Origin of the sequence: Mesorhizobium sp. C089B (assembly GCF_030323125.1) — a bacterium.
Lineage (GTDB): Bacteria > Pseudomonadota > Alphaproteobacteria > Rhizobiales > Rhizobiaceae > Mesorhizobium.
This window is the reverse complement of sequence record NZ_CP100469.1, coordinates 1626687-1649218: the sequence shown is the minus strand read 5'-3', so window position 1 is coordinate 1649218 and position 22532 is coordinate 1626687. Positions and strand designations below refer to the sequence as shown.

At 62.4% G+C, this 22532-nt stretch carries 22 protein-coding genes and 2 pseudogenes; 16 read left to right on the top strand and 8 right to left on the bottom strand.

Features of this window, described 5'->3' with window-relative positions; translation table 11 throughout:
* Positions 1-6: 6 nt before the first annotated feature.
* Positions 7-1539, bottom strand: coding sequence for an acyl-CoA carboxylase subunit beta (locus NLY44_RS08325; RefSeq protein ID WP_023698796.1), 1533 nt, complete (start codon positions 1537-1539; stop codon positions 7-9).
* Between the two features lie 407 nt (positions 1540-1946).
* Here NLY44_RS08325 and NLY44_RS08320 point away from each other — a divergent pair, with 407 nt between their 5' ends.
* Positions 1947-3383 carry a DEAD/DEAH box helicase gene (locus tag NLY44_RS08320; protein ID WP_023698795.1) on the top strand — a complete coding sequence of 479 codons (1437 nt, stop codon included), beginning with the start codon at positions 1947-1949 and terminating at the stop codon, positions 3381-3383.
* Between the two features lie 93 nt (positions 3384-3476).
* Here the strand turns inward: NLY44_RS08320 and NLY44_RS08315 are convergent, their stop codons facing one another.
* Both NLY44_RS08315 and NLY44_RS08310 read right to left on the bottom strand, forming a co-directional pair.
* A complete protein-coding gene (locus tag NLY44_RS08315) occupies positions 3477-4457 on the bottom strand; it encodes an alpha/beta hydrolase (protein ID WP_023805245.1) in 981 nt (326 codons plus the stop codon).
* A 69-nt stretch (positions 4458-4526) separates the two neighbouring features.
* Complete coding sequence (locus tag NLY44_RS08310) at positions 4527-5348, bottom strand: SDR family oxidoreductase (RefSeq protein WP_023805244.1); 822 nt, start codon at positions 5346-5348, stop codon at positions 4527-4529.
* Positions 5349-5562: 214 nt separating this feature from the next.
* Here NLY44_RS08310 and NLY44_RS08305 point away from each other — a divergent pair, with 214 nt between their 5' ends.
* The 6 genes and pseudogenes from NLY44_RS08305 (at position 5563) to NLY44_RS08280 (ending at position 9582) form a co-directional block, all read left to right on the top strand.
* Entirely contained in the window at positions 5563-6597 is a 1035-nt protein-coding gene (locus NLY44_RS08305; protein ID WP_023682581.1) for a cysteine synthase A, read from the top strand.
* The gene (locus tag NLY44_RS08300) at positions 6597-7340 is read left to right on the top strand and encodes an alanyl-tRNA editing protein (protein WP_023805243.1); all 744 of its coding nucleotides are present in this window, start codon (positions 6597-6599) and stop codon (positions 7338-7340) included. Before NLY44_RS08305 ends, NLY44_RS08300 begins: the two co-directional genes overlap by 1 nt.
* A 95-nt stretch (positions 7341-7435) precedes the next feature.
* Positions 7436-8287 (top strand): 3-mercaptopyruvate sulfurtransferase, encoded by an 852-nt coding sequence (gene sseA, locus NLY44_RS08295; protein WP_023805242.1) that lies wholly within the window; start codon positions 7436-7438, stop codon positions 8285-8287.
* Positions 8288-8292: 5 nt separating this feature from the next.
* Positions 8293-8856, top strand: a complete 564-nt coding sequence (locus tag NLY44_RS08290) for a GNAT family N-acetyltransferase (protein WP_023682574.1) — start codon at positions 8293-8295, stop codon at positions 8854-8856.
* A gap of 19 nt (positions 8857-8875) precedes the next feature.
* Positions 8876-8980 (top strand): annotated as a pseudogene (locus NLY44_RS08285) (OmpA family protein); the annotation flags it as partial.
* 134 nt (positions 8981-9114) lie between these two features.
* Positions 9115-9582, top strand: coding sequence for a DUF1203 domain-containing protein (locus NLY44_RS08280; protein ID WP_023805241.1), 468 nt, complete (start codon positions 9115-9117; stop codon positions 9580-9582).
* A 390-nt stretch (positions 9583-9972) separates the two neighbouring features.
* On the opposite strand, the gene NLY44_RS08275 is transcribed toward NLY44_RS08280, so the two are convergent.
* Both NLY44_RS08275 and ald read right to left on the bottom strand, forming a co-directional pair.
* A complete protein-coding gene (locus NLY44_RS08275) occupies positions 9973-11253 on the bottom strand; it encodes an outer membrane protein (protein ID WP_031201700.1) in 1281 nt (426 codons plus the stop codon).
* A gap of 205 nt (positions 11254-11458) precedes the next feature.
* Positions 11459-12574: an alanine dehydrogenase gene (ald, locus tag NLY44_RS08270; protein ID WP_286456933.1), complete on the bottom strand. Its 1116-nt coding sequence runs from the start codon at positions 12572-12574 to the stop codon at positions 11459-11461.
* Positions 12575-12729: 155 nt separating this feature from the next.
* Here ald and NLY44_RS08265 point away from each other — a divergent pair, with 155 nt between their 5' ends.
* Positions 12730-13203, top strand: coding sequence for an Lrp/AsnC family transcriptional regulator (locus tag NLY44_RS08265; RefSeq protein WP_023668897.1), 474 nt, complete (start codon positions 12730-12732; stop codon positions 13201-13203).
* Here NLY44_RS08265 and NLY44_RS08260 read toward each other — a convergent pair.
* Positions 13200-13613, bottom strand: a complete 414-nt coding sequence (locus NLY44_RS08260) for a hypothetical protein (protein ID WP_155922397.1) — start codon at positions 13611-13613, stop codon at positions 13200-13202. The genes NLY44_RS08265 and NLY44_RS08260 overlap by 4 nt on opposite strands.
* 171 nt (positions 13614-13784) lie before the next feature.
* Between NLY44_RS08260 and NLY44_RS08255 the strand changes: the two are divergent.
* Positions 13785-13967 (top strand): annotated as a pseudogene (locus tag NLY44_RS08255) (Lrp/AsnC ligand binding domain-containing protein); the annotation flags it as partial.
* A 60-nt stretch (positions 13968-14027) separates the two neighbouring features.
* Complete coding sequence (locus NLY44_RS08250) at positions 14028-14291, top strand: hypothetical protein (protein WP_156940696.1); 264 nt, start codon at positions 14028-14030, stop codon at positions 14289-14291.
* Positions 14292-14346: 55 nt separating this feature from the next.
* Here the strand turns inward: NLY44_RS08250 and NLY44_RS08245 are convergent, their stop codons facing one another.
* Complete coding sequence (locus NLY44_RS08245) at positions 14347-15012, bottom strand: 5-formyltetrahydrofolate cyclo-ligase (protein ID WP_023696081.1); 666 nt, start codon at positions 15010-15012, stop codon at positions 14347-14349.
* 181 nt (positions 15013-15193) lie between these two features.
* On the opposite strand from NLY44_RS08245, the gene NLY44_RS08240 reads away from it, so the two are divergent.
* Both NLY44_RS08240 and NLY44_RS08235 read left to right on the top strand, forming a co-directional pair.
* Positions 15194-16459 carry an NAD(P)/FAD-dependent oxidoreductase gene (locus NLY44_RS08240; RefSeq protein ID WP_023696082.1) on the top strand — a complete coding sequence of 422 codons (1266 nt, stop codon included), beginning with the start codon at positions 15194-15196 and terminating at the stop codon, positions 16457-16459.
* A gap of 141 nt (positions 16460-16600) precedes the next feature.
* The gene (locus NLY44_RS08235) at positions 16601-18580 is read left to right on the top strand and encodes a bifunctional 2',3'-cyclic-nucleotide 2'-phosphodiesterase/3'-nucleotidase (RefSeq protein WP_023805237.1); all 1980 of its coding nucleotides are present in this window, start codon (positions 16601-16603) and stop codon (positions 18578-18580) included.
* A 60-nt stretch (positions 18581-18640) separates the two neighbouring features.
* Here the strand turns inward: NLY44_RS08235 and NLY44_RS08230 are convergent, their stop codons facing one another.
* Positions 18641-19891, bottom strand: coding sequence for an SAM-dependent methyltransferase (locus NLY44_RS08230; protein ID WP_023696084.1), 1251 nt, complete (start codon positions 19889-19891; stop codon positions 18641-18643).
* Positions 19892-20150: 259 nt separating this feature from the next.
* On the opposite strand from NLY44_RS08230, the gene NLY44_RS08225 reads away from it, so the two are divergent.
* The 4 genes from NLY44_RS08225 (at position 20151) to kdsA (ending at position 22493) form a co-directional block, all read left to right on the top strand.
* Entirely contained in the window at positions 20151-20285 is a 135-nt protein-coding gene (locus NLY44_RS08225) for a hypothetical protein (protein ID WP_023668905.1), read from the top strand.
* Positions 20286-20399: 114 nt separating this feature from the next.
* On the top strand, positions 20400-20690 hold the full coding sequence (locus NLY44_RS08220) for a Dabb family protein (protein ID WP_023805236.1): 291 nt from the start codon (positions 20400-20402) through the stop codon (positions 20688-20690).
* Positions 20691-20745: 55 nt separating this feature from the next.
* Positions 20746-21618 carry a VOC family protein gene (locus NLY44_RS08215; RefSeq protein ID WP_023805235.1) on the top strand — a complete coding sequence of 291 codons (873 nt, stop codon included), beginning with the start codon at positions 20746-20748 and terminating at the stop codon, positions 21616-21618.
* Positions 21615-22493 (top strand): 3-deoxy-8-phosphooctulonate synthase, encoded by an 879-nt coding sequence (gene kdsA / locus NLY44_RS08210; RefSeq protein ID WP_031201698.1) that lies wholly within the window; start codon positions 21615-21617, stop codon positions 22491-22493. The genes NLY44_RS08215 and kdsA overlap by 4 nt, the downstream gene beginning before the upstream one ends.
* Positions 22494-22532 lie beyond the last annotated feature (39 nt).

Genomic DNA, 22532 nt, shown 5'->3' with positions numbered 1-22532 from the left:
TGGATGTTACAACGGGATGTTGTCGTGCTTCTTCCAAGGGTTCTGCATGTCCTTGTTGCGCAGCATGCGCAGTGCCCGGGCAATGCGGCGGCGGGTCGAATGCGGCATGATCACCTCGTCGACATAGCCGCGTTCAGCGGCGACGAAGGGCGACAGGAAACGGTCCTCGTAAGCCTTTGTGTGAGCTGCGATCTTTTCGGCGTCGCCGATATCCTTGCGGTAGATGACCTCGACCGCGCCTCTCGCCCCCATCACCGCGATCTGCGCCGTCGGCCAGGCATAGTTCATATCGCCGCGCAGATGTTTTGAGGCCATCACGTCATAGGCGCCGCCATAGGCTTTGCGGGTGATGACCGTGATTTTCGGCACGGTCGCCTCGGCGTAGGCAAACAGGAGTTTCGCGCCATGCTTGATCAGGCCGCCATATTCCTGCGCGGTGCCGGGCAGGAAGCCGGGGACGTCGACGAAGGTGACGATGGGAATGGAAAAACAGTCGCAGAAGCGCACGAAGCGCGCCGCCTTGCGGCTTGCGTCGGAATCGAGCACGCCGGCCAGCACCATCGGCTGGTTGGCGACGAAGCCGACGGTGCGGCCTTCGACGCGGCCGAAACCGGTGACGATGTTCTTGGCAAAGTTCTGCTGGATCTCGAAGAAATCGCCTTCATCGGCAACTTTGAGGATCAGCTCCTTGATGTCGTAAGGCTTGTTGGCGTTGTCTGGGATCAGCCGGTCGAGCGACAGATCATGGTCGGTGACCGACTGGTAGCACTCGATCTCAGGAAGCTCCGACGTATTTGACGCGGGCAAAAGGTCTACCAGCCGGCGCATCTGCAACAGCGCCTCGACGTCATTGTCGTAGGCGCCGTCGGCAATCGACGATTTGGTCGTGTGGACGGACGCGCCGCCAAGGCTCTCGGCCGTCACCGTCTCGTTGGTGACCGTTTTGACCACATCCGGCCCGGTGACGAACATGTAAGAGGTGTCGCGCACCATGAAGATGAAGTCGGTCATCGCAGGCGAATAGACGTCGCCGCCGGCGCACGGGCCCATGATCACGGAAATCTGAGGAATGACGCCGGATGCGAGCACGTTGCGCTGAAAGATCTCGGCATAGCCGCCTAGCGCCGCCACGCCTTCCTGGATGCGGGCGCCGCCGGCGTCGTAGATGCCGATGATCGGCGCGCGGTTGCGCAGCGCCATCTCCTGCACCTTGATGACCTTTTCGGCGTGAGCCTCCGACAGCGAGCCGCCGAAGACGGTAAAATCCTTGGCGAAGAGATAGACCGGACGGCCATTGACGGTGCCCCAGCCGGTGACGACACCATCGCCGGCGATCTTGGTTTTCTCCATGCCGAAGTCGGTCGAGCGATGCTCGACATACATGTCGAACTCCTCGAACGAGCCTTCGTCGAGAAAGACATCGATGCGCTCGCGCGCGGTGAGCTTGCCCTTCTTGTGCTGGGCGTCGATGCGGGCCTGGCCGCCGCCCATGCGGGCGATCTCGCGGCGGCGCTCAAGTTCCTTCAGCACGTCCTTCATCGCTCGGTCCCCAGAAATGGCAGCTGCCTTTGTGGTAATGATGGCTGCAGGCGTGTGCAAGCGCCGCTTTCGGCCTCGATTATTGCGCTGCAACATGTGGCCCCTTGCATTCCGGAGCGAACTCAGCCATATGCAGCCCATAGGCGCTTGGGCCGGAGATTCCGGCCTTCTCGACAAATGAGACTGGTTGCGTCTGTTTTCCCTCTTTCCGGTATATCGGCCTCTCTTTCCGATACATCACGAAGTGGCGAAAGAGCCCCGTGGCATGACGCCTGCGGGCACGACAGCGCAGCCGAGTGGACGTTACCGTCCGCCCGCCTTGTCGTTTCATATCAAATTTTTCGACGGCAGGTTGCGCCCTGCCGCCATCGATGTTTGCGGCCAAGACCGCGTGAAAGAAGACTATTTTGACCAACGAAAACACCTCAGCCGGTAACGCAATCTCGGCCGGCAACACTACGGAACTCACCGGTTTCGCAGCTCTTGGAATTACCGGCGCGCTGCTCAAGGCGACGCATGGCGCCGGCTTCACCGAGCCGAAGCCGATCCAGACGCAGGCGATCCCGCCGCAGATGGAAGGCCGTGATATCTTCGGCATCGCCCAGACCGGCTCGGGCAAGACCGCTGCCTTCGCGCTGCCGATCCTGTCGAAGATCATCGCGCTCGGCACCAAGCGCCGAGCCAAGACCACTCGTGCGCTGATCCTGGCGCCGACGCGCGAACTCGCCGTCCAGATCGAGGACACCATCAAGATCCTCGCCAAGGGCGCGCATGTCTCGACCGCTCTCGTGCTTGGCGGCGTCTCGCGCTTCAGCCAGGTGAAGAAGGTTGCGCCCGGCGTCGACATCCTGATCGCCACGCCCGGCCGCCTGACCGACCTGGTGCGCGAGGGCGACCTCATTCTCTCCGACACCAAATGGCTGGTGCTGGACGAGGGTGACCGCATGCTCGACATGGGCTTCATCAACGACGTCAAGCGGATCGCCAAGGCGACCGCGCCCGACCGTCAGACGGTGCTGTTCTCGGCCACCATGCCCAACGAAATCGCCGAGCTGGCGAAGGGCCTGTTGAAGAACCCGATCCGCGTCGAAGTCGCGCCGCAGAGCACCGCGGCCGCCGAGATCGTGCAGGGCGTCGTCTTTGCCCGCACCAAGCAGAAGCGCCAGGTGCTGTCGACGATGCTCGCCGACGAGGCAATGAAGTCCGTCATCATCTTCTCGCGCACCAAGCATGGCGCCGACCGGGTGACCAAGGACCTCGAGCGCGACGGCTTCAAGGCCGCCGTCATCCACGGCAACAAGTCGCAGAACGCCCGCCAGAAGGCGCTCAACGATTTCCGCGAGGGTTCGGTGCGCATTCTCGTCGCGACCGACATCGCGGCGCGCGGCATCGACGTTCCCGGCATCAGCCATGTGGTGAATTTCGACCTGCCGGATGAGGCCGAAAGCTATGTCCACCGCATCGGACGTACCGGCCGTAACGGCATGGACGGCATCGCCATCACGCTTTGCGATCCTTCCGAAAACAGCAAGCTGCGTCAGGTCGAGCGCATCATCCGCAGCAAGCTGCCGATCGTTGCCGACCATCTCGGCAGCCCGGATCCGGTGCGCAATCCGGCCGAAAAGAACGAGCGCTTCGAGCCCGCCAATGATCGCAACGACCGCAATGGCCGTCGCGACGGCAGGCGGCCCGGTGGCCAGAACAACGGCTTCGCCAAGAAGCGTTTTGGTGACAAGCCGGCCTTTGCGGGCGCAAGCGAGCGCAAGCCGGAAGGCGCCAAGGCCTTCAAGGGCAACAACAAGCGCCGCTTCGGCGGCAAGCGGCCCGCTGCGCGGGCTGCCTGATCAGACGAACCGGTCAGGCTCGTCGAGCCTGGCTTGATTGCTGACGATTGAATATGAGGACGGCCGGGGCAATGCTTCGGCCGTCCTTTTCGTTTAGGGCTGCCCGGTAATTGCCTTCACCCACACGACGATCCGCTGCGCCAGGAAAGCCGTGGTCGAGGGCGACAGCGCGTCGCCGGCAATGACGTGGTCGTCGGGATCGCCATTGTCGTCGACGGGCACCAGTTCATGCGGTGCGCCCCAGCGGCCGGCGATTTCGCGGGTGCGATCCTGGCGCACCACCTTGTCGGAATCCGAGAAGATGAACAGCGCCGGTATGGTTGCCTTCTCCACAGGCGCTGCGTAGGCAAGGTTGGTCAGCGCCGCCATCGGTAGCACAGCTGCCATTGGATATGTGTGCGTCCAGAGTTTCTCGTGCAGCGCGTTGCGGGTCGGAAAGCTGCGCTCCTTGCCGCCGACGAAATCGGCGATCTGCCTGCCCCAGGGCATGGTCAGCAGCTCGGCGCCTGAAGCCCTGATGCCAAAATTCGGCGAGATGAATGCGATTGCAGCGACGCCGTCCGATGCGCCAGGCTCAGTCGCCGCCCATGCCGCCAGCGATCCACCGGTCGAGGTGCCGATGACGATCACCTTGTCGCCGATGGCTCGGCCGATGGCGAGCGCCTCCTCATAGTCGTTGATCCAGGCATTGACGCTGCCTTGCGCCATAGCAGCGCCGTCCTGACCATGACCGGTGAGGCGGGTGTAGAAAAGGTTGGCGTCGAGTTGGTCGGCGACCTCGTCGGCCAGCGGGCGAACCTCGCCCTTCGATGCCGAAAAGCCATGGATATAGACGATCGCCAATGGCGTCCTGGCGTGAATCATCGGATCGGCCCAGATGATTTCTTTCTCGAGCCCGTCGCGGATATTGGGGACGGCAGCCTCTTCGCGCGCGACATACGCTTGCGGGTCGTCGCCGATCACTTTGTCATCGAAATGGATCGTGGTGTCGACGGGAACGCGCGGACCAAGCAGGAAGGCCAGGACAAGGATGATGACGACGCCCAGCACCGCAAGCACGATCCGCCGCCCCATCTCAGACTCCACGACAATTCTAAAGCTATGGCGGCCGGTGCAGTCAGGCAACAGCCGGGCTGTGGACAGCTATTCGTTCGGCGGCTTGCGGTCGAAATTCAGCGGCCGCCCTGTCCAGCGGGTCGCCGTGCTGATGAACCACCGGCAGACTGGCCTTGGCAGCAGTGCCAGCAACTTCAGCCCCCAGCTCAGCCGGTGAGGGAAGGTAACCTCAAAGCCGCCATGCTCGATGCCGCGCAGCAGGCGGCGCGAGGCGCGGTTGACCGGCATCAGCCCCGGCATCGGCAGCATGTTCTTTTCCGTCAGCGGGGTGTCGATGAAGCCCGGATTCATCACCTGGATCCGGACATTCATCTTGTCGAAATCGTATTTCAGCGACTCGGCCAGGATGTTGATCGCCGCCTTCGAGCCGCCATAGGCCGCCGTGGTCGGCCAGCCGAAATAGGCGGTAACCGATCCGACAAGCACGATATGGCCGCGCGCACGGATGCGCATGCGCTCCATGAGCGGGACGAGGCCATTGATGATACCGAAATAGTTGACCTCGAAGGTCTGGCGAAAGTCGCGGACCCTGAGGTCTTCGCCGGGCGTGGCGATGTAGTTGCCGGCGTTGAAGACGGCGAGCACGATCGGCCCGAGCTCCTTTTCAATCGCCGCCACCGTGCTTGCCATGCGCGGCTCATCGGTGACGTCGCAAGGGTAGGCGACGACACGTCCCGGCATCTGCGCCGTCTCGACGATGAGCGCGTCGAGTGGGTCGCCGTCGAGTGCGGTGACCGCGACGACAAAGCCCTTTGCCGCGAGGTCTTTGGCCAGCGCACGGCCGATGCCGCTGCTGCCGCCGGTTATCCAGGCGACGCCGTGCTTCGGGTTGGCCCGGTAAAGTGTCATTCTGCGCCCTGCCGATCTGTCATTAGTGCTCTAGCGGTGAAAAAATCGAATGAAAAGAGTGCTTTTCCGTACTGGTTGAAATGATCGTCATCGCGCGTTGTCCGGCCGCGGGAGATTGCAGTGCCCGAAATGCGACTGGACCAGGCGAATTCTTGCCTTGAAACGCACGCTTCGGGTTTCTAGGGTCTCGCCGCAGCTACATAAGGAATCCCGGATGCCCCGTTCTGTGATCGAAGCGATCGGCAACACGCCCCTGATCCGCCTCAACAAGGCCTCGGAGCAGACCGGCTGCGAGATCCTGGGCAAGGCCGAGTTCATGAACCCCGGCCAGTCGGTCAAGGATCGCGCCGGCCTGTTCATCATCCGCGACGCCGAACAGCGCGGGCTGTTGAAGCCGGGCGGCGTCATCGTCGAGGGCACGGCAGGCAATACCGGCATCGGCCTGACGCTGGTCGCCAAGGCGCTGGGCTATCGCACAGTGATCGTCATTCCCGACACCCAGAGCCAGGAAAAGAAGGACACGATCAAGCTGCTTGGCGCCGAGCTGATCGAAGTGCCGGCGGTGCCTTACAAGAACCCCAACAATTACGTGAAACTGTCGGGGCGGTTGGCCGAGCAGATGGCGAGGTCGGAGCCGAACGGCGCGATCTGGGCCAACCAGTTCGACAACGTTGCCAATCGCGACGGCCATATCCGCACCACGGCGGAAGAAATCTGGACGCAGACCGGCGGCAAGGTCGACGGTTTCGTCTCGGCGGTGGGTTCGGGCGGAACGCTGGCCGGCGTCGCCTTCGGGCTGAAGGCCAGGAGCAGCAACGTCAAGATCGCACTCGCCGATCCGCTGGGTGCGGCGCTCTATTCCTTCTACACCAGTGGCGAATTGAAGTCCGACGGCAGCTCGATCACCGAAGGGATAGGGCAGGGGCGCATCACGGCAAATCTCGATGGGTTCACGCCGGACTTCTCGTTCCAGGTGCCGGACGAGGAAGCGCTGCCGATCGTCTTCGACCTGATCCAGGAAGAAGGCCTGTGCGTCGGCGGTTCGACCGGCATCAACATTGCCGGCGCGATACGGCTGGCGCGCGAGCTTGGCCCCGGCCACACCATCGTGACCATCCTTGCCGACTATGGCACGCGCTACCAGTCGAAGCTGTTCAACCCGGAATTCCTGCGGGATAAGAACCTGCCGGTGCCGGGCTGGATGGATGAGCGCAGCACAATTTCGGTGCCGTATGAGAAGGTCGCCTGATGGCGCACAGAACAGAAGCGCTGTTTCGCGACGACGCCTATCTCAGAGCGGCTGACGCCACTGTTGTCGCCATCAACGAGCGCGGCGGCATCATTCTCGACCGGACCATCTTCTATGCCACATCGGGCGGCCAGCCTGGCGATACCGGAACATTAGAGCGCGCCGACGGCAGCCGCATCGCCATTGCCGCCACCATCACCGGCGAGACCAAGGACGAGATTATCCATGTGCCGGCGCCGGAGCAGCCGGCACCCGAGGTCGGCGAGCAGGTGAAACTCGCCATCGACTGGGAGCGGCGGCATCTCCTGATGCGCATGCACGCAGCTTGCCATTTGCTCACCGTAGTCTGTCCGTTTCCGATTACCGGTGCTGCGGTTTCCGAAGATGACAGCCGCGTCGACTTCGACGCTCCCGATGCCGGCTTCACCAGGGAAGACGTCACCGCCGGGCTGATGGAGCTGGTGCGAGCCGATCATCCGATCTTCATCAGGCTGATCACCGACGAGGAACTGGCAGCCAATCCTGGCCTGGTGAAATCCAAGAATGTCCGGCCGCCCGCAGGCACCGGCAAGATCCGCCTGGTCTGCATCGGCGACAACGCTTCGATCGACAGCCAGCCCTGCGGCGGCACCCATGTCAAAGGCACCGGCGAAGTCGGTGAAATCCATATCGGCAAGATCGAGAAGAAGGGCCGCGAAAACCGGCGTTTTCGCATTCGCTTCGGACCGCTGCCGGTAGCTTGAACGAACCATGATCCCGAAAAGTGGAAGCCGGTTTTCGGGGAAGATCATGGTCAACAGGAAGCAATGCTTCGCCAAGGCGGAGCAGGAGAAGAACAATGGCCGATGACAGCCCTTTCACCGTCGATGCGGACTGGTTGCAGAGCCGTCTTGGCGAGCCCGGCCTGACGATCGTCGATGCATCCTGGTATCTGCCGGCGCAGAAGCGCGATGCGCGCGCCGAGTATGAGGCTGCGCATATTCCGGGTGCGCGATTCTTCGATCATGATGCGGCCTCCGATCCTGATGCCAAGCTGCCGCACACGCTGCCCTCGCCACAGCATTTCGCGCAATATGTAGGCGCCATGGGAATTTCGGCCGATGACACCATTGTCGTCTATGACGGTCCGGGTTTCTTCTCGGCGCCGCGCGCCTGGTGGATGTTCCGCGTCATGGGCGTGTTCCAGGTCTATGTGCTCGACGGCGGCTTCGACCGCTGGAAGGTGGCGGGCCGGCCGGTGACAGCGGAGCCGACCAAGATCGCGCCAAACGTGTTCCACGCAGATTTCGACGCCGCCCGCGTCGCCAGGCTAGCCGACATGCGTCGCATCGTCGAGACTGGCGAGAGCCAGATTGCGGACGCCCGAGGCGCGGGCCGCTTCACCGGCGCCGAGCCAGAGCCCCGCGCGGGTGTTCGCTCCGGCCACATGCCCGGCGCGCGCAATTTGCCTTATTCGGCGCTGTCACAGAATGGCGCGCTGTTGTCGAAGGACCAGTTGCGCAAGGCCGTTGAGGGTGCCGGTATCGATCTGTCGAAACCGGTCGTCACCTCTTGCGGTTCCGGCATAACGGCGGCCGTCGTCACTCTGGCGCTGGAGACGCTCGGTCACACCGACAACCGGCTCTATGACGGCTCATGGACGGAATGGGGCGGGCTGGCAGACACGCCTGTGGTGACGGGCAAGGAATGATGGCGATGGAAAATGGCGCGCTGGACGACATCGAGGTCACGGTCACGTTTCTGGAAATGCATGTGCCGCCGGCCTATTCGCCGCCGTTGCCCTACAACAGGCAGATCGCGCTGCTCAGGACCAAGGACATTCCGCTGCATTTCTACCGTTATCTGATGGATCGGGTCGGGCGCAAATGGCACTGGGTCAATGTGCTGAGGCTGGACGATGACGAGCTTGCCGCCGGCATCCACCGCGAGGACCGCGACATCAGGGTGCTTTATCTCGACGGCGCGCCGGCCGGTTTCTTCGACCTCAAGCCGCATTTGCCAGAGGAAGTCGAACTCGCTTATTTCGGCATGATGGAACATGCGACCGGGCAAGGCATTGGCCGTTGGTTCCTCGGTGCGGCGATCGCCGCAGCATGGTCGTATGGGCCGAAACGGGTGACGGTGCAGACCTGCACGCTCGACCATCCGGCTGCCTTGCCGCTCTACCAGAAGCTCGGTTTTGCGCCGGTGGCGCAAAAGAAGGAGACCGTGCATCCGCTGTCGTTCGCCGAGCGCTCGGCCAGCGTCATGCGGCCGTGACTTTCTCCGACTGAAGGCCGAACCGACCGTTCATGGCGAGGAATTCCTGCTCGTGCGGACCCAGGACGAGAACTGGCGCAGCCGCCGGGTGACGCTGCGCCGCTTCGACGATTTCATCCGCTGAGCCGGCGCGGGACCTGCCCAATGCCGAAGCAGTCCGGCCTGAGACTGGCCGGGCTGCTGACAGTTGGCAGGAATCGGGTGGGAAGCACCTCGGCGGGGGCATAATTTCCGGTCAACCACACCGGAGATTTAGCCATGACCGTCCAGTTCAAAGCCTTGCCGACTGAAGATGTGAGAGCGCTGCAGCGCGGCGGGGCGGACGCCTATGGCCAAACGCCGGAGCGGAAGGTTTCCGATGGCGACGGCGTGCCGTGCCGGCATTGCCTGAGAAACGTCGCCGAAGGCGATGGCTATCTGATCATGGCCTATCGGCCGTTTCCGGCGTTGCAGCCTTACGCCGAGACAGGGCCGATCTTCCTGCATGCGCAGGAATGCGAACGCGCAGCCGAGACGGAAGCGCTTCCAGAGATCCTTGAGAGCAGCGACTATATCGTGCGCGGCTATGGTGCGGACGACCGCATCGTCTATGGCAGCGGCGGCGTCATTCCGACTGGCGGCATTGCGGCGCGGGCAGAGACGCTGTTTGAGCGCGCTGACATCGCCTATGTCCACGTCCGCTCGGCGCGCAACAATTGTTATCAGTGCCGCATCGAGCGTTTCTGACAAAAAGATGCCCGCCGGTGGTCTGGCGGGCAGTTGGGAACCGTGTGACGGCTCGATCCGTCAAGTTCGCATCCCTGTCTGCGCATGCTTTTCGAATTGCGGATGTGAAGCACTTCACACAGCATCGCGATCCTCGCCGGCATGGCGACGCACGCCGATGGCGGTTGGGACTTGTCGTACTCCCGTCGCATTCTCTCGGTAAAAGACCAGCGTCGATGGATTGCCGACCGCGGATGAACCGGCGGGGATCTCGATGACCGAGGAAGCGGGGCTTTGGCTCCGCTTTTTTGTTGTCCGCCAGCCTGTTCAATTCCGGCGCCAGGAATTTTGCGCAAAGAAAAAGCCCGCCGGAATTGACCGACGGGCCTTCGCCGTGTGTGTGTGCGGCGTTTAGTTGAATTTATACTTCGCGCCGACGCGAACGGTCTGGAAGGAAGGCTCGTCGGTGAGGAAGCCGTCCGAGCCGAAATCTTCTTTCTCATACTGCGAATAGCGGTATTCGAGACCAAGCGTCATGTTGCTGGAAACGGCCGTTTCCAGGCCGCCCCCGACCGAGAAGCCGCTCGAGCCCCAGTCGACGATGTCGCCAACGGGCGAGGAGGCATGCAGGTCGAAATGCTGCCAGCTGTAACCGCCGAGGACATAGGCCAGCGTCGATTCGTTGACCTTGGCGCCGATGCGGGCCAGGGCATCGAAGCCATAGTCGGCATCGCCCTTGATCGACCCACCCGGAATGTCCAGCTTCGAGCGTATGCCGGAATAGCGGGCGTCGACCAGAACGCCGGCGACCCAGCCGCCGAAATCATGGTCGTAACCGATGCTCGCCTCGCCGAACACGCCTTCGCCGCCGATGCCATCCAATTCGAGGGCGCTGGCGAGCGTCAGGTCATGCACCACGGTGCCGGCGCCAAGCGCGCCGCCGACATAGAAGCCGGTCCAGTTGTAGGTCGGAGCAGCAAACGAGGCCCCGCCGCCATTCTGGGCGCCGAAGCGGTAATTGGCCGCGATGTGGAAGGTGTGGCTGGATGGCTCGACATCCAGAGAGGTTCCCGGGCCGCCAATAATGCCGAGGTCAGCCACCGAGTCGTCGCCATAGTTGGCGTAGCGGTATTCGGTCTTCAGCGTCCAGTTGCCGCGCAGCACGGTTTCCATGCCGACGCCGAGAACATAGCCGCCACGATCCTCGGTAAACTCAAGCCCGTCCAGACCTCCGGACCCTTCCAGCTTGAAATGGTTCCAGGTGTAGCCACCAAGGACATAGCCGAGCGTACTGGGGTTCAAGAGATAGCCGGCGCGCAAGCCGACGTCGAAGCCATAAGCGTTCGTCAGGTCGATATCAGCGCCCGGAAGGCTGATCGACGGACCGATATTCCCGATGTTGGCGTCGATGAAGCCGCCGAGCAGGAAGCGTTCAGAGACCATATAGTCGTAGCCGGCGGTCACTTCGCCAAACACGCCGTTGCCGCCGATGCCATTGAAGTCGAGAAACGGGTCGACGCTGATGCGGTGCACGGTGGCGCCGAAGCCGCCGCCGATGCCGACATAGGCGCCGCTCCAGTTGAAACCGGCAGGTTCTTCCACCGGCTGCACAACGTCGGCGGCATGCGCTACCGATATCAAAGCCATTGCCGAAACGGCGCTGAGAAGAACGGATTTAGCAGAAATGAACATTTTAGCCCCTTAGCATAGAACAAACCCGTCCGTGTTCTAACAGGATGCTCGTTAATATTGGAATGACAAAAATGTCACATCGACAGGCAAAAGCGCTGTCGAGAGGGGCTGCACCTTGCCCTGGAGCGGGCGTTTTGCGGTCTTGTAGCCAAGAAAAACCCGCCGGTACAACCGGCGGGTAAGGGAGGCAAAATGCCAGGTCTGGTCAGGCAGCCAGAACCACTTTCGGTTCGACCAGCTCATAGCCGAGTGCTTCGGCCACGGCGCGATTGGTGATCTTGCCCCTGTGGACATTGAGGCCGTTGCGCAAATGATGGTCGTCGACCAGCGCCTTCAGGCCCTTGTCGGCCAGTTGCAGGCCATAATGCAGCGTCGCGTTGTTGAGCGAGTGCGCCGAGGTCACCGGCACGGCGCCCGGCATGTTGGCGACGCAGTAGTGGATCACGCCGTCGACCTCATAGGTCGGCTCGGCATGGGTGGTGGCGTGCGAGGTCTCGAAACAGCCGCCCTGGTCGATGGCGACGTCGACCAGCACCGAGCCCTTCTTCATGCCCGACAGCATTTCGCGAGTCACCAGCTTGGGTGCAGCAGCACCCGGGATGAGCACGGCGCCGACGACGATGTCGGCCGAGAAGCATTCTTCCTCAAGCGCCTCGACTGTGGAGTAGCGGGTGTGGACGCGGCCGGTAAAGAGGTCGTCCAGCTGGCGCAGGCGCGGGATCGAGCGGTCGATGATGGTGACGTCGGCGCCGAGGCCGACGGCCATGCGGGCGGCATGCAGGCCGACGACGCCGCCGCCGAGCACGGTGACCTTGCCGGGCAGTACGCCGGGCACGCCGCCGAGCAGCACGCCGCGGCCACCATTGGCCTTCTGCAGCGCGGTCGCGCCGGCCTGGATCGACAGGCGGCCGGCAACTTCCGACATCGGCGCCAGGAGCGGCAGGCCGCCGCGGTCGTCGGTTACGGTCTCATAGGCGATTGCGGTGACGCCGGACGCGAGCAGGCCCTTGGTCTGCTCCGGATCCGGGGCCAGGTGCAGATAGGTGTAGAGGATCTGGCCGTCGCGCAACTGCGCCCATTCGTTGGGCTGCGGCTCCTTGACCTTGACGATCATGTCCGACTTGGCGAACACGTCGGCGGCGGTCCTGGCGATGGTGGCGCCGGCGGCGCGATAGGCATTGTCATCGGCGCCGATGCCGGCGCCGGCGCCGCTTTCGACCAGCACTTCATGGCCATGCGCAACATATTCGCGGACAGAGCCCGGCGTCAGGCCGACGCGGTATTCGTGGTTCTTGATTTCCTTGGGGCAACCGACGCGCATAGTCTTCTCCTGATCCGGCCCTTCGGGCTCGTTCCCTGTATCGACCGAGTGAACCACGAATCGTTGCGCAGGTGTTTGCGAATGCGCTTGCGCGGGGTCACGCGTTTCGATAATCGTTGCGCGAAATTGCAGAATTTTCGCAGGAATCACTGTAAATGCCGCTCGACAGGATCGATATCGCCATTCTCGAGGCACTGCAGAAGGATGGCCGCATACCCAATGCGGCGCTCGCCGAAAGGGTCGGCCTGTCGCAGTCGGCCTGTTCGCGCCGGCTCGACAATCTGGAGAAATCCGGCACCATCCGCGGCTATCACGCCCGGCTTTCGAATGCCGCGCTCGGCCACCAGATGACGGCGATCGTGCACATATCGCTGTCGGGACAGTTCGAAAAGACGCTGTCGGATTTCGAGGCGGCGATCAAGCGCTGCCCCAATGTGCTGTCGTGCCACCTGATGTCGGGCGAATACGACTATATCCTGCGCATCGCCGCCAAGGATCTGGTCGACTATGAGCGCATCCACAAGGAGTGGCTGTCGGCGATGCCGCATGTGACCAAGATCAACTCATCCTTTGCCCTGCGCGAGATCGTCGATCGGACCGCCATGGGAATGAAGCCGGAACTGGCTTAACGCCACAAACATACTCGGACGTCCTTCCCGATATAGCATGCGCCTTCGCGGCGAAGTTCTTCCCAGCGTTCATCACCGTGGGTGGCGCGAATGTCGGAGTTTGCATAGCCCGCCCAGACATCACCGTCCTTGTAGACATCCGCCCAGTAATCTTTAGACATTTCACCAGCGCCACTATGCGGATCAGGATAGTCGATCCCTGCAAAAACTTGCTTCGGTCCCTGGATATTGAAATCGCCGCCCTGCTCGATTTGATAAGAGCACCTTCCGGATATGCGGGTCTGACCGCCAACAACAAGCAGGCAGCGGCCCCACTTGTAGCCGCTCGGCAAACGATGCCGTGGTTGCGCATGCAAAGGCGAAAGGGAAAACGCAATTGCGAGGGTAATTGCTATGGTTCGTCCGATCATCTCGCCACCCGTTGCGAAGCCAATTCAAGAGCGGCTCGACACTGTTGGATCCGCCCGAAGCGCATGTCGAAGCGGTTCGCTGCAGCATGGTTCCCTTAAAGAGTATTTATCGACCACGTCGGATTTTTGTCACGTAACATTTGTGTTGCTACACGGCGGTCAACCGGCCTCGATGCGGCGATAAAGTGCTGCCCAAATGTGCTGTCCTGCCACCTGATGTCGGGTGAATACGACTACATCCTGCGCATCGCGGCGAAGCACCTCGTGGGCTATCAACGCATCCACAAGAAGTGGCTGTCTGTTATGCCGCACGTGATGAAGATCAGTTCGTCCTTTGCCTTGCGCGATTGTTGATCGCGCGGCGATGGAGAAGAAGCGGAGAGGCTTAGAAGCTGAGTAGCGGAGTGCACGGAATTGTGCGTAAAATCAAATAAAGTGGATACTAGAAAAGCCGCTGAAGAGGTGAAGATAATCGCCGACAGTGCCAATGACATGGCCCGATTGATTGAGCTTCCGTCTGCAGGTGCGCTACACGCGCGCACCGGAGATCCGCTTGTCTTGCTGAAAATTCTGTTCAGTGTGTATCGCCGCATTCGTTTGTTGGCCGAGTATAAAGATGCCGGTAAGGCGGATATTCCTCAGTTGCCTGGGAATGACACCAACGGCGATCTTTTCTAAGCGTGATATTTATGAATATGTGCGATCACACGGAGGGTCTCTGAATCTCATCACGCTAGGCTTTTAATACCTCGGTCACCAGTTGGTCCATCGGGATGTCGTGCGGCTGCGGGTAGATGGTGGGGATGCGCTGCAGTTCGTAGCCGACGCCGATGACCAATGGCTTGAACGGCATGGCAGCCAGCGTGCGGTCGAAGAAGCCGCCGCCATAGCCCAGGCGGTAGTTTCGCGGGTCGATGCCGACGATCGGCGAGATGACGATGTCGGGCAGCACCGGGTCGCCTTCGGCGGGAATAGGGATGTTCCAGACGCCTTTTTCCAGCCGGTCGCCAGGCACATAAGCGCGGAAGATCAGCGGCTGGCCCTTCTCGATCACGATGGGCAGTGCCGTGCGGCCGCCGCGCTGGTTGATCGACGCCATCCACGACCGCAGGTCCGGCTCGCCGCGAAACGGCCAGTACAGGCTGACCATGCGGCCGGCAATGTCGCCGATTGCCGCGTCGAGGCCTTCGGTGATAGCCCGCGACATCGCCACCCGCGCATCGGCCGAAACCGCCAACCGTGCCGCGATCAGACGCTCGCGCTCGGCCTTGCGCCAACGGCGCACATCGGTCCAGTCGGTCAATGGCGCGCGAAATTCCGGATCGAGTTCGTGCATGAAGCAAGGCGGCGAAGAATATTGCGCCCGCCCTTTGCGATCTTTGTCATCGTCGTTGGCCATGCTTCACTCCCGTGGTTCCAGCCCCTGCAAGGCTATACCCGTCCAGGCTTGCCGACATAGGCATTCGCGACATCCGGCGACGAGTCCTGGGCAGCCTTACGCGCGGCAGTCTAGCGCGCCGCGACATTGTTGCGGTGCACAAAAATCACTAGATAAAGAGAGACAAACAGGGGTGAATGCGATGAGTGAAACCAGCCATCATGTCGTTGTCGTCGGCGCAGGGTTCGGCGGTCTCGAACTCACCCGGGCGCTGGCCGGCGCACCCGTGCGCATCACCATGGTCGACAAGCGCAACCATCACCTTTTCCAGCCGCTGCTTTACCAGGTGGCGACCACCTCGCTGGCGACCTCGGAAGTTGCCTGGCCGATCCGTCATCTGCTGCGCAAGCGCGAGGACGTGACGACCCTGCTCGGCAACGTCACCGGCGTCGACCGTCCAGGCAAACGCGTGCTGCTTGAGGACGGCAGTTCTGTTCCCTACGACACGCTGGTGCTCGCCACCGGCGCGCGTCATGCTTATTTCGGCCACGACGAATGGGAGCCTTTCGCGCCCGGGCTGAAGACGCTCGAAGACGCAACCACCATTCGGCGGCGCATCCTGCTCGCCTTCGAGCAGGCCGAGCGCGAGACCGATCCGGCCAAGCGCCAGGCACTGCTGACACTGGTCATCGTCGGCGGCGGCCCGACCGGCGTGGAGCTTGCCGGCACCATTGTCGAACTCGCGCATGAAACGCTGCGCGGCGAATTCCGCAACATCGACACGCGTGAGGCGCGTGTGGTGCTGGTCGAGGCCGGAGACAGGATCCTAGCCAATTTCGCGCCAAAGCTGTCCGACTATGCGCGCAAGGCGCTGGAGCGGCGGGGCGTCACGGTCGAGCTTGGCCGCGCCGTCACGCGCCTCGATGCCGAAGGCGTCGTCTTTGGCGATACGCATCTGCCGGCGCGAACCATCCTGTGGGCCGCCGGCGTGGCGGCTTCCCCCGCGGGAGAGTGGCTGGGCGCGCCGGTGGACCGGGCGGGCAGGGTAATGGTCGAGCCCGATCTGACCGTGCCGAACAGTCCTGAAATCTTCGTCATCGGCGACACCGCGCATGTCTTGCGGCCGGACGGCAAACCGGTGCCCGGCGTGGCGCCCTCGGCCAAGCAGGAGGGCAAGCATGTCGCCGCGACGATCAGGGCGCGGCTGGCCGGCGATGGCGCGCCGCGGCCTTTCCGCTACAAACATGCCGGCGACCTGGCGACGATCGGCAAGTGGGCAGCCGCGATCGATTTCGGCTCGATCAAGCTCACGGGATGGCTTGCCTGGTGGCTGTGGGGCGTGGCGCATATCTACTTCCTGATCGGTTTCCGCAACCGGCTCTCGGTGTCGCTTAGCTGGCTATGGATCTATTTCACCGGCCAGCGCAGCGCGCGGCTGATCACCCAGGGCGACGATGACAAGGGCTGAGGTTCTCAACCGCGGCCAAGGATATTCATCCAGCCGTCACCTTTTGCTGATCGACTGACTTCCCGATGGACATGGCCGGTTTTCGGCGCGAAGCTTCCGCCCGGGGCTGGGATCTTGTCACGTCGCTGGGAAGGAAAACCAATGCCGCATCTCAATTACCCCGTCTCCCGCCGTAGTTTTCTTGCCGGTACGGCCGCCAGCGGGGCGCTGATCATGCTCCATCCGTTTTCCGCCCGCGCGCAGGCCAATCAGGCGCATCTGAGGATTATGGAGACCACCGACATCCATGTGAATGTGCTGCCTTACGACTACTACGCAGACAAAGCCAACGACACGATGGGCCTGTCGCGGACGGCCTCACTGATCGCGGCGGTGCGCAAGGAAGCCACCAATGCGATGCTGATCGACAATGGCGATCTTTTGCAGGGCAATCCGATGGGCGATTACATCGCCTATGAGAAGGGCCTCAAGGAAGGCGATCTGCATCCGATCATGAAGGGCATGAACCTGCTGGGCTATGAATGCTCGACGCTCGGCAATCACGAGTTCAACTACGGCCTGTCGTTCCTCGACAAGGTGCTGGCCGGGGCCAATTTCCCGTTCGTCTGCGCCAATCTGATCCGCGGCACCGAGCTTGCCGCCAACCCGCGCGACGACAAGCTCTACCTCAAGCCCTATGTCATCCTCGACAAGAAGATCAAGGACGGGTCGGGCGCCGAGCAGCCGATCAAGATCGGCATCATCGGCTTCGTGCCGCCGCAGATCATGGTCTGGGACCTGAAGAACCTGGAAGGCAATGTCAGGACGCGCGATATCGTCGAGGCGGCCAGGGGCTGGGTACCGCAGATCAAGGAGGAGGGCGCCGACATCGTCATCGCGCTCTCGCATTCCGGCATCGATATCAAGCAGGGCGACGGCATGGAGAACGCCTCCTTCTTCGTCGCCGGCGTCGAAGGCATCGATGCGGTGTTCACCGGCCATCAGCATTTGGTCTTCCCCGGCAAGAAGGATTTTCAGGCGCTCGAAGGCGTCGACACCGAGAAAGGCACGCTGCAGGGCAAGCCCGCCGTGATGGGGGGTTTCTGGGGCTCGCATATGGGACTGATCGATCTGCTTCTGGAACGGGACGGATCGAAATGGCGCGTAGCCTCGGCCACATCGGAGGCAAGGCCGATCTACCAGCGCGTCGACAAGGCAAACAAGCCGACGGTGGCGGACGACCAGCGCGTCGTCGATGCGCTGAAGGCGGACCATGAGGCGACACTTGCCTATGTCCGCCGACCGGTCGGCAAGACCTCGGCGCCGCTCTATTCCTATTTCGCGCTGGTCGCCGACGATCCGTCGGTGCAGATCGTCAACCAGGCGCAGAGCTGGTACCTCAAGGACATATTGAAGAGCACGCAGTGGAAGGATGTGCCGCTGCTGTCGGCGGCAGCACCCTTCAAGGCCGGCGGGCGCAACGGCGCCGACTACTATACCGACGTGCCGGTGGGCGACCTCGCCATCAAGAACGTCGCCGACCTCTATCTCTATCCGAACACGGTGCGCGCCGTCGAAATCACCGGCGCGCAAGTGAAGGAATGGCTGGAAATGTCGGCCGGCATTTTCAGGAAGATCGAGCCGGGCAAGGCCGACCAGGCGCTCATCGACACCGAATTCCCGTCCTACAATTTCGATGTGATCGATGGCGTCAGCTACGGAATAGACCTGTCGCAGCTGCCGAAATACGATGCCAAGGGTGGCGTCGCCAATGCCGGCTCGAACCGCATCGTCGGCCTCAGCTTCGACGGCAAGCCTATTGATCCGGCAGCGAAATTCGTCGTCGCCACCAACAATTACCGCGCCGGCGGTGGCGGCAATTTCCCCGACATCAATGCCTCGAAGATCATCTACGAGGCGCCGGACACCAACCGCGACGTGATCGTGCGCTACGTCGTCAGCGAAGGCACGATCAATCCCTCGGCCGACGACAATTGGTCGTTCACGCCGCTGCCCGGCACCAGCGTCGTGTTCGAGACCGGCCCCAAAGCGAAGGATTTTATATCGGGAGTGAAATCGCTCAAGATCGAGCCGGCCGGCGAGGGCGAATCCGGGTTTGCGAAGTATCGCATCCTGCTTTGAGGCAACGTGCAGCTAACAGGGAAAACGAGCGGGCATACGCCCGCTCAATCACGCTTCGGATCAGGCCTTGTAGACCACTTGGCGCACGTCGATGTAGCTGGCCCTGAAGCCGGCTTCGCAATAGTGGAGATAGAATTCCCAAAGCTTCTTGAAGCGGTCGTCGAAGCCGAGCGGGACGATCTTTTCCCACGACGCCCAGAAGCGGTTGCGCCATTCGGCAAGCGTGCGGGCATAGTCGTCCGGAAAGACGCGCTCGCGCAGATGGGCAAGGCCATGGTCGCTGCCCAGCGTCTTCAGGATCGACGGCGTCGGCAGCATGCCGCCTGGGAAGACATAGCGCTGGATGAAATCCGGCCGCGCCCGATAGGTGTCGTAAGCGGCCTCGTTGATGGTGATGATCTGCAGGCCGGCGGTGCCGCCGGGCCTCAGGCATGCCTTCATCTTGCCGAAAAATACCGGCCAATATTTTTCGCCGACCGCCTCGAACATCTCGATCGAGGCGATGCGGTCGTAAGTGCCCGTTTCGTCTCGGTAATCCTGCAGCTTGATGTCGACCTTGTCAGACAGTCCCGCCTTCTGGATGCGCGCCTTGGCGAAATCGTGCTGTTCGCGGCTGATGGTCAGGCCGGTGACGCGGCAGCCGATCTCGCGCGCGGCAAATTCGGCAAAACCGCCCCAGCCGCAGCCGATCTCGAGCACATGGTCCTTCTTGCCGATACCCGTATCCTTGGCCAGCGCGCGGTATTTGGCGGCCTGAGCGCTTTCCAGGTCGTTGGCGCCGGTCGCATAGAGCGCCGACGAATAGGTCATGCTGGGATCGAGCCATTGCTTGTAGAAGGCGTTGCCGAGATCGTAATGCGCCGAGATGTTGCGCTTCGAGCCTGTGCGGGTGTTTTCGTTGAACCAGTGGCGGATGCGCTGGACCGTGTTGATGAGCCAGCTGGCGCCGCCGGCAATGCGTTCGCCAACGGCCGAGTTGACGACGAACAGTTCCAGGAAGCTGGTTACATCAGGGCTTTCCCAGTCGCCGTCCATGTAGGATTCGGCAACGCCGATGGTGCCGCCGGAAAAGGCACGGCCGGGCAGGCGCCAGTTCTTCAACACCAGCTCGGCATCCGGCCCGGGTCCGTTGCCGCCGACAAGCACCGCCCGGCCATCCGGCATCCTCACCTTCAGCGAACCGCGCGGCAATTTCATCGCCGCCGACAGCACCATGCGCGCCTTGGCCGGCAGGCCCTTGACGATCTCGGCGAAATTGAGTTCGTCCAGCCTGATGGCGTCGCCGATGCCTTTGTATTCCCTGACAGCCATCTCACACCCCCCTGGACTTCCGCGGGGGCGGCGCAAGATCTGCCGGCCTCCACATCCTCCACTTTCATTCGCCAGGCGCGAACGCCGTAGCCTGCTTAAATTTTCGCCACAATCTTCCACCGCATCGACCGGAACTTCAAGAGGCAAGCCGTGCCCGGCACTGGCCCAGGTGGCGTGCCTGGGGCCAGAATCGGTGAGGGCGAGCGACCGCCGGTGAAATCGCTATGGTTAGGAACAGCCACATACGTTAGTTTCAGCCATGCGTTACGTCATCGTCATCACCGCGATCGCCTTTTTCCTGATCTGGGATGGCCTCTATAATCAGGGCCGCTATCTCGACACGACGGTCAGGGAAATGTCGCGCGTCGTGCGCTACGTCACCGGCAAAGCCTAGCTTTTGCGCCTCTGCAAAGTCGCCTGCCGGCGTTGCCGGGCGCGACATCGTGGCGGTTGACGCGACGGTCCCGCTCACACAAAACATGCCCGCAAATCGAACGTGGAGGCAGGCGTGATCCGGCATATCGTTTTCTTCAGCGCGCGGGGCAAGGACGATGTCGAGGCCGTGCGCACGGGCTTGCTCACGCTGGGCAAGATCCCGCATTCAAGCCACTTCGAGGTGACGCTCAACACCAAGGTCGATCCGCTGTCGGATGCGATCGACGTGGTGGTCTATGCCGAGTTCGAGGACGATGCCGCGCTTGCCGCCTACAAGGCGCACCCGCTCTATGCCGAGACGACCAGCCGGGTCAAACCGTTGCGCGAATTGCGCTATTCGGCCGATGTCGTGGCGACGGCCTGATCGGGCCGGAAAGAGGCCTTGAAGCAATTTCGGGAATGATGCACACCGCGCCGGCATGACCAGCACGACCCATCCGCTTGACCACCTGGTGCTGCCGACGGCGAGCCTCGCCGTGGCGCGGGCGCGGCTGACATCGCTTGGCTTCGTCGTCGCGCCAACCGGCATTCATCCCTTCGGCACTGAAAATTGCTGCGTCTTCCTTGCCGACGGCACCTATCTCGAACCGCTGGCGGTTGGGAATGAACAGGTGGCAGCGAGTGCGATCGCCGGCGGCAATGTCTTTGTCGCGCGCGACCGCCTCTATCGCGCCAGCCTGGGCGATGAGGGCTTTTCCGCCGTAGTGCTGGCCACCGACGACGCCGATGCGGATCATGCGCGCTATGTCTCGGCCGGTATGTCGGCGGGAGACGTGCTGAGCTTTTCCCGCGCCTTCACCGATACGGCCGGAAAGAGCGACATGGCCTCGTTCAAACTGGCTTTCGCCGCGGGCGCCGAGACGACGGACGCCTTTCTGTTCGCTTGCGAGCGGATCAACGCCCCTCAAATCGACCGTACGGCACTGCAGGCCCATGCCAACGGCGTGACCGGCATTGCCGAAATCGTCGCGGTCAGCGACGCGCCTTCCACACAGATCAGCCTGATCTCGACAGTGGTTGGCTCGGAGCAGCAGAGCGGCGCGGTCTTCGACCTGCCGAATGCGCGTCTGACCGTTCTGGATCCTGCGGCTTTCACCGCGCGCTTCGGCATTTCGGCTGGCGCGCCGACGGGCCTTCGCTTCGCCGCGATCGTCTTTTCGGCCCGCAGTGTCGGCGCTGTCGCGAGGCTGCTTGCAGACAACGCCGTCGGGCACGATATAGCGGGCAACGAAATCGTCGTGCAGCCGGCATCCGGACAGGGCGCGGCTTTCATCTTCCGGGAGACCCCATGAGCAAGCCGCAAGGGCCCAATTCGATGGCGCCGAATTCGTCGGTAACCGTCGGCAACGTCGTCTTCGACAACAGCGGGCCCTTGGCGTTGATCGCCGGCCCGTGCCAGTTCGAATCGCGCCAGCACGCTTTCGACATGGCCGGCGCGCTGAAGGAACTGACCGGCAAGCTCGGCATCGGCCTCGTCTACAAGACCAGCTACGACAAGGCCAACCGCACCTCGCTGTCGGCAACGCGCGGCGCCGGCATGGACGCGGCGCTTCCGGTGTTCGACGAGTTGCGCAAGGCGTTTTCGCTTCCCATTCTGACCGATGTCCACACCGAGGAGCAGTGCGCGATCGTAGCGCACCATGTCGATGTGCTGCAGATCCCGGCCTTCCTGTCGCGCCAGACCGACATGCTGGTCGCCGCCGCCAAGACCGGCAAGGTGATCAACGTCAAGAAGGGGCAGTTCCTGGCGCCCTGGGATATGAAGAACGTGGTGGCCAAGATCACCGGTTCGGGCAACCTCAATGTGCTGACCACCGAGCGCGGCGCGTCTTTCGGCTACAACACGCTGGTGTCGGACATGCGGGCTTTGCCTGTGATGGCCGAGATCGGCGCGCCGGTGATTTTCGACGCCACCCATTCGGTGCAGCAGCCGGGCGGGCAGGGCGGTTCCTCCGGTGGTGAGCGCCGCTTTGTCGAGACGCTGGCGCGGGCTGCCGTTGCCGTCGGCGTCGCCGGCGTGTTCATAGAGACCCACCAGGATCCCGACAATTCGACCTCCTCCGACGGGCCCAACATGCTGCCGCTGAAGGACATGCCGGCGCTGCTCGAAAGACTGATGGCGTTCGACCGCATCGCCAAGAATGCTGCTGACCTGAACCGAGGCTGATGGTTTCGGCATGGCGCGCGCGCTGCCCTGCTTGTGGAA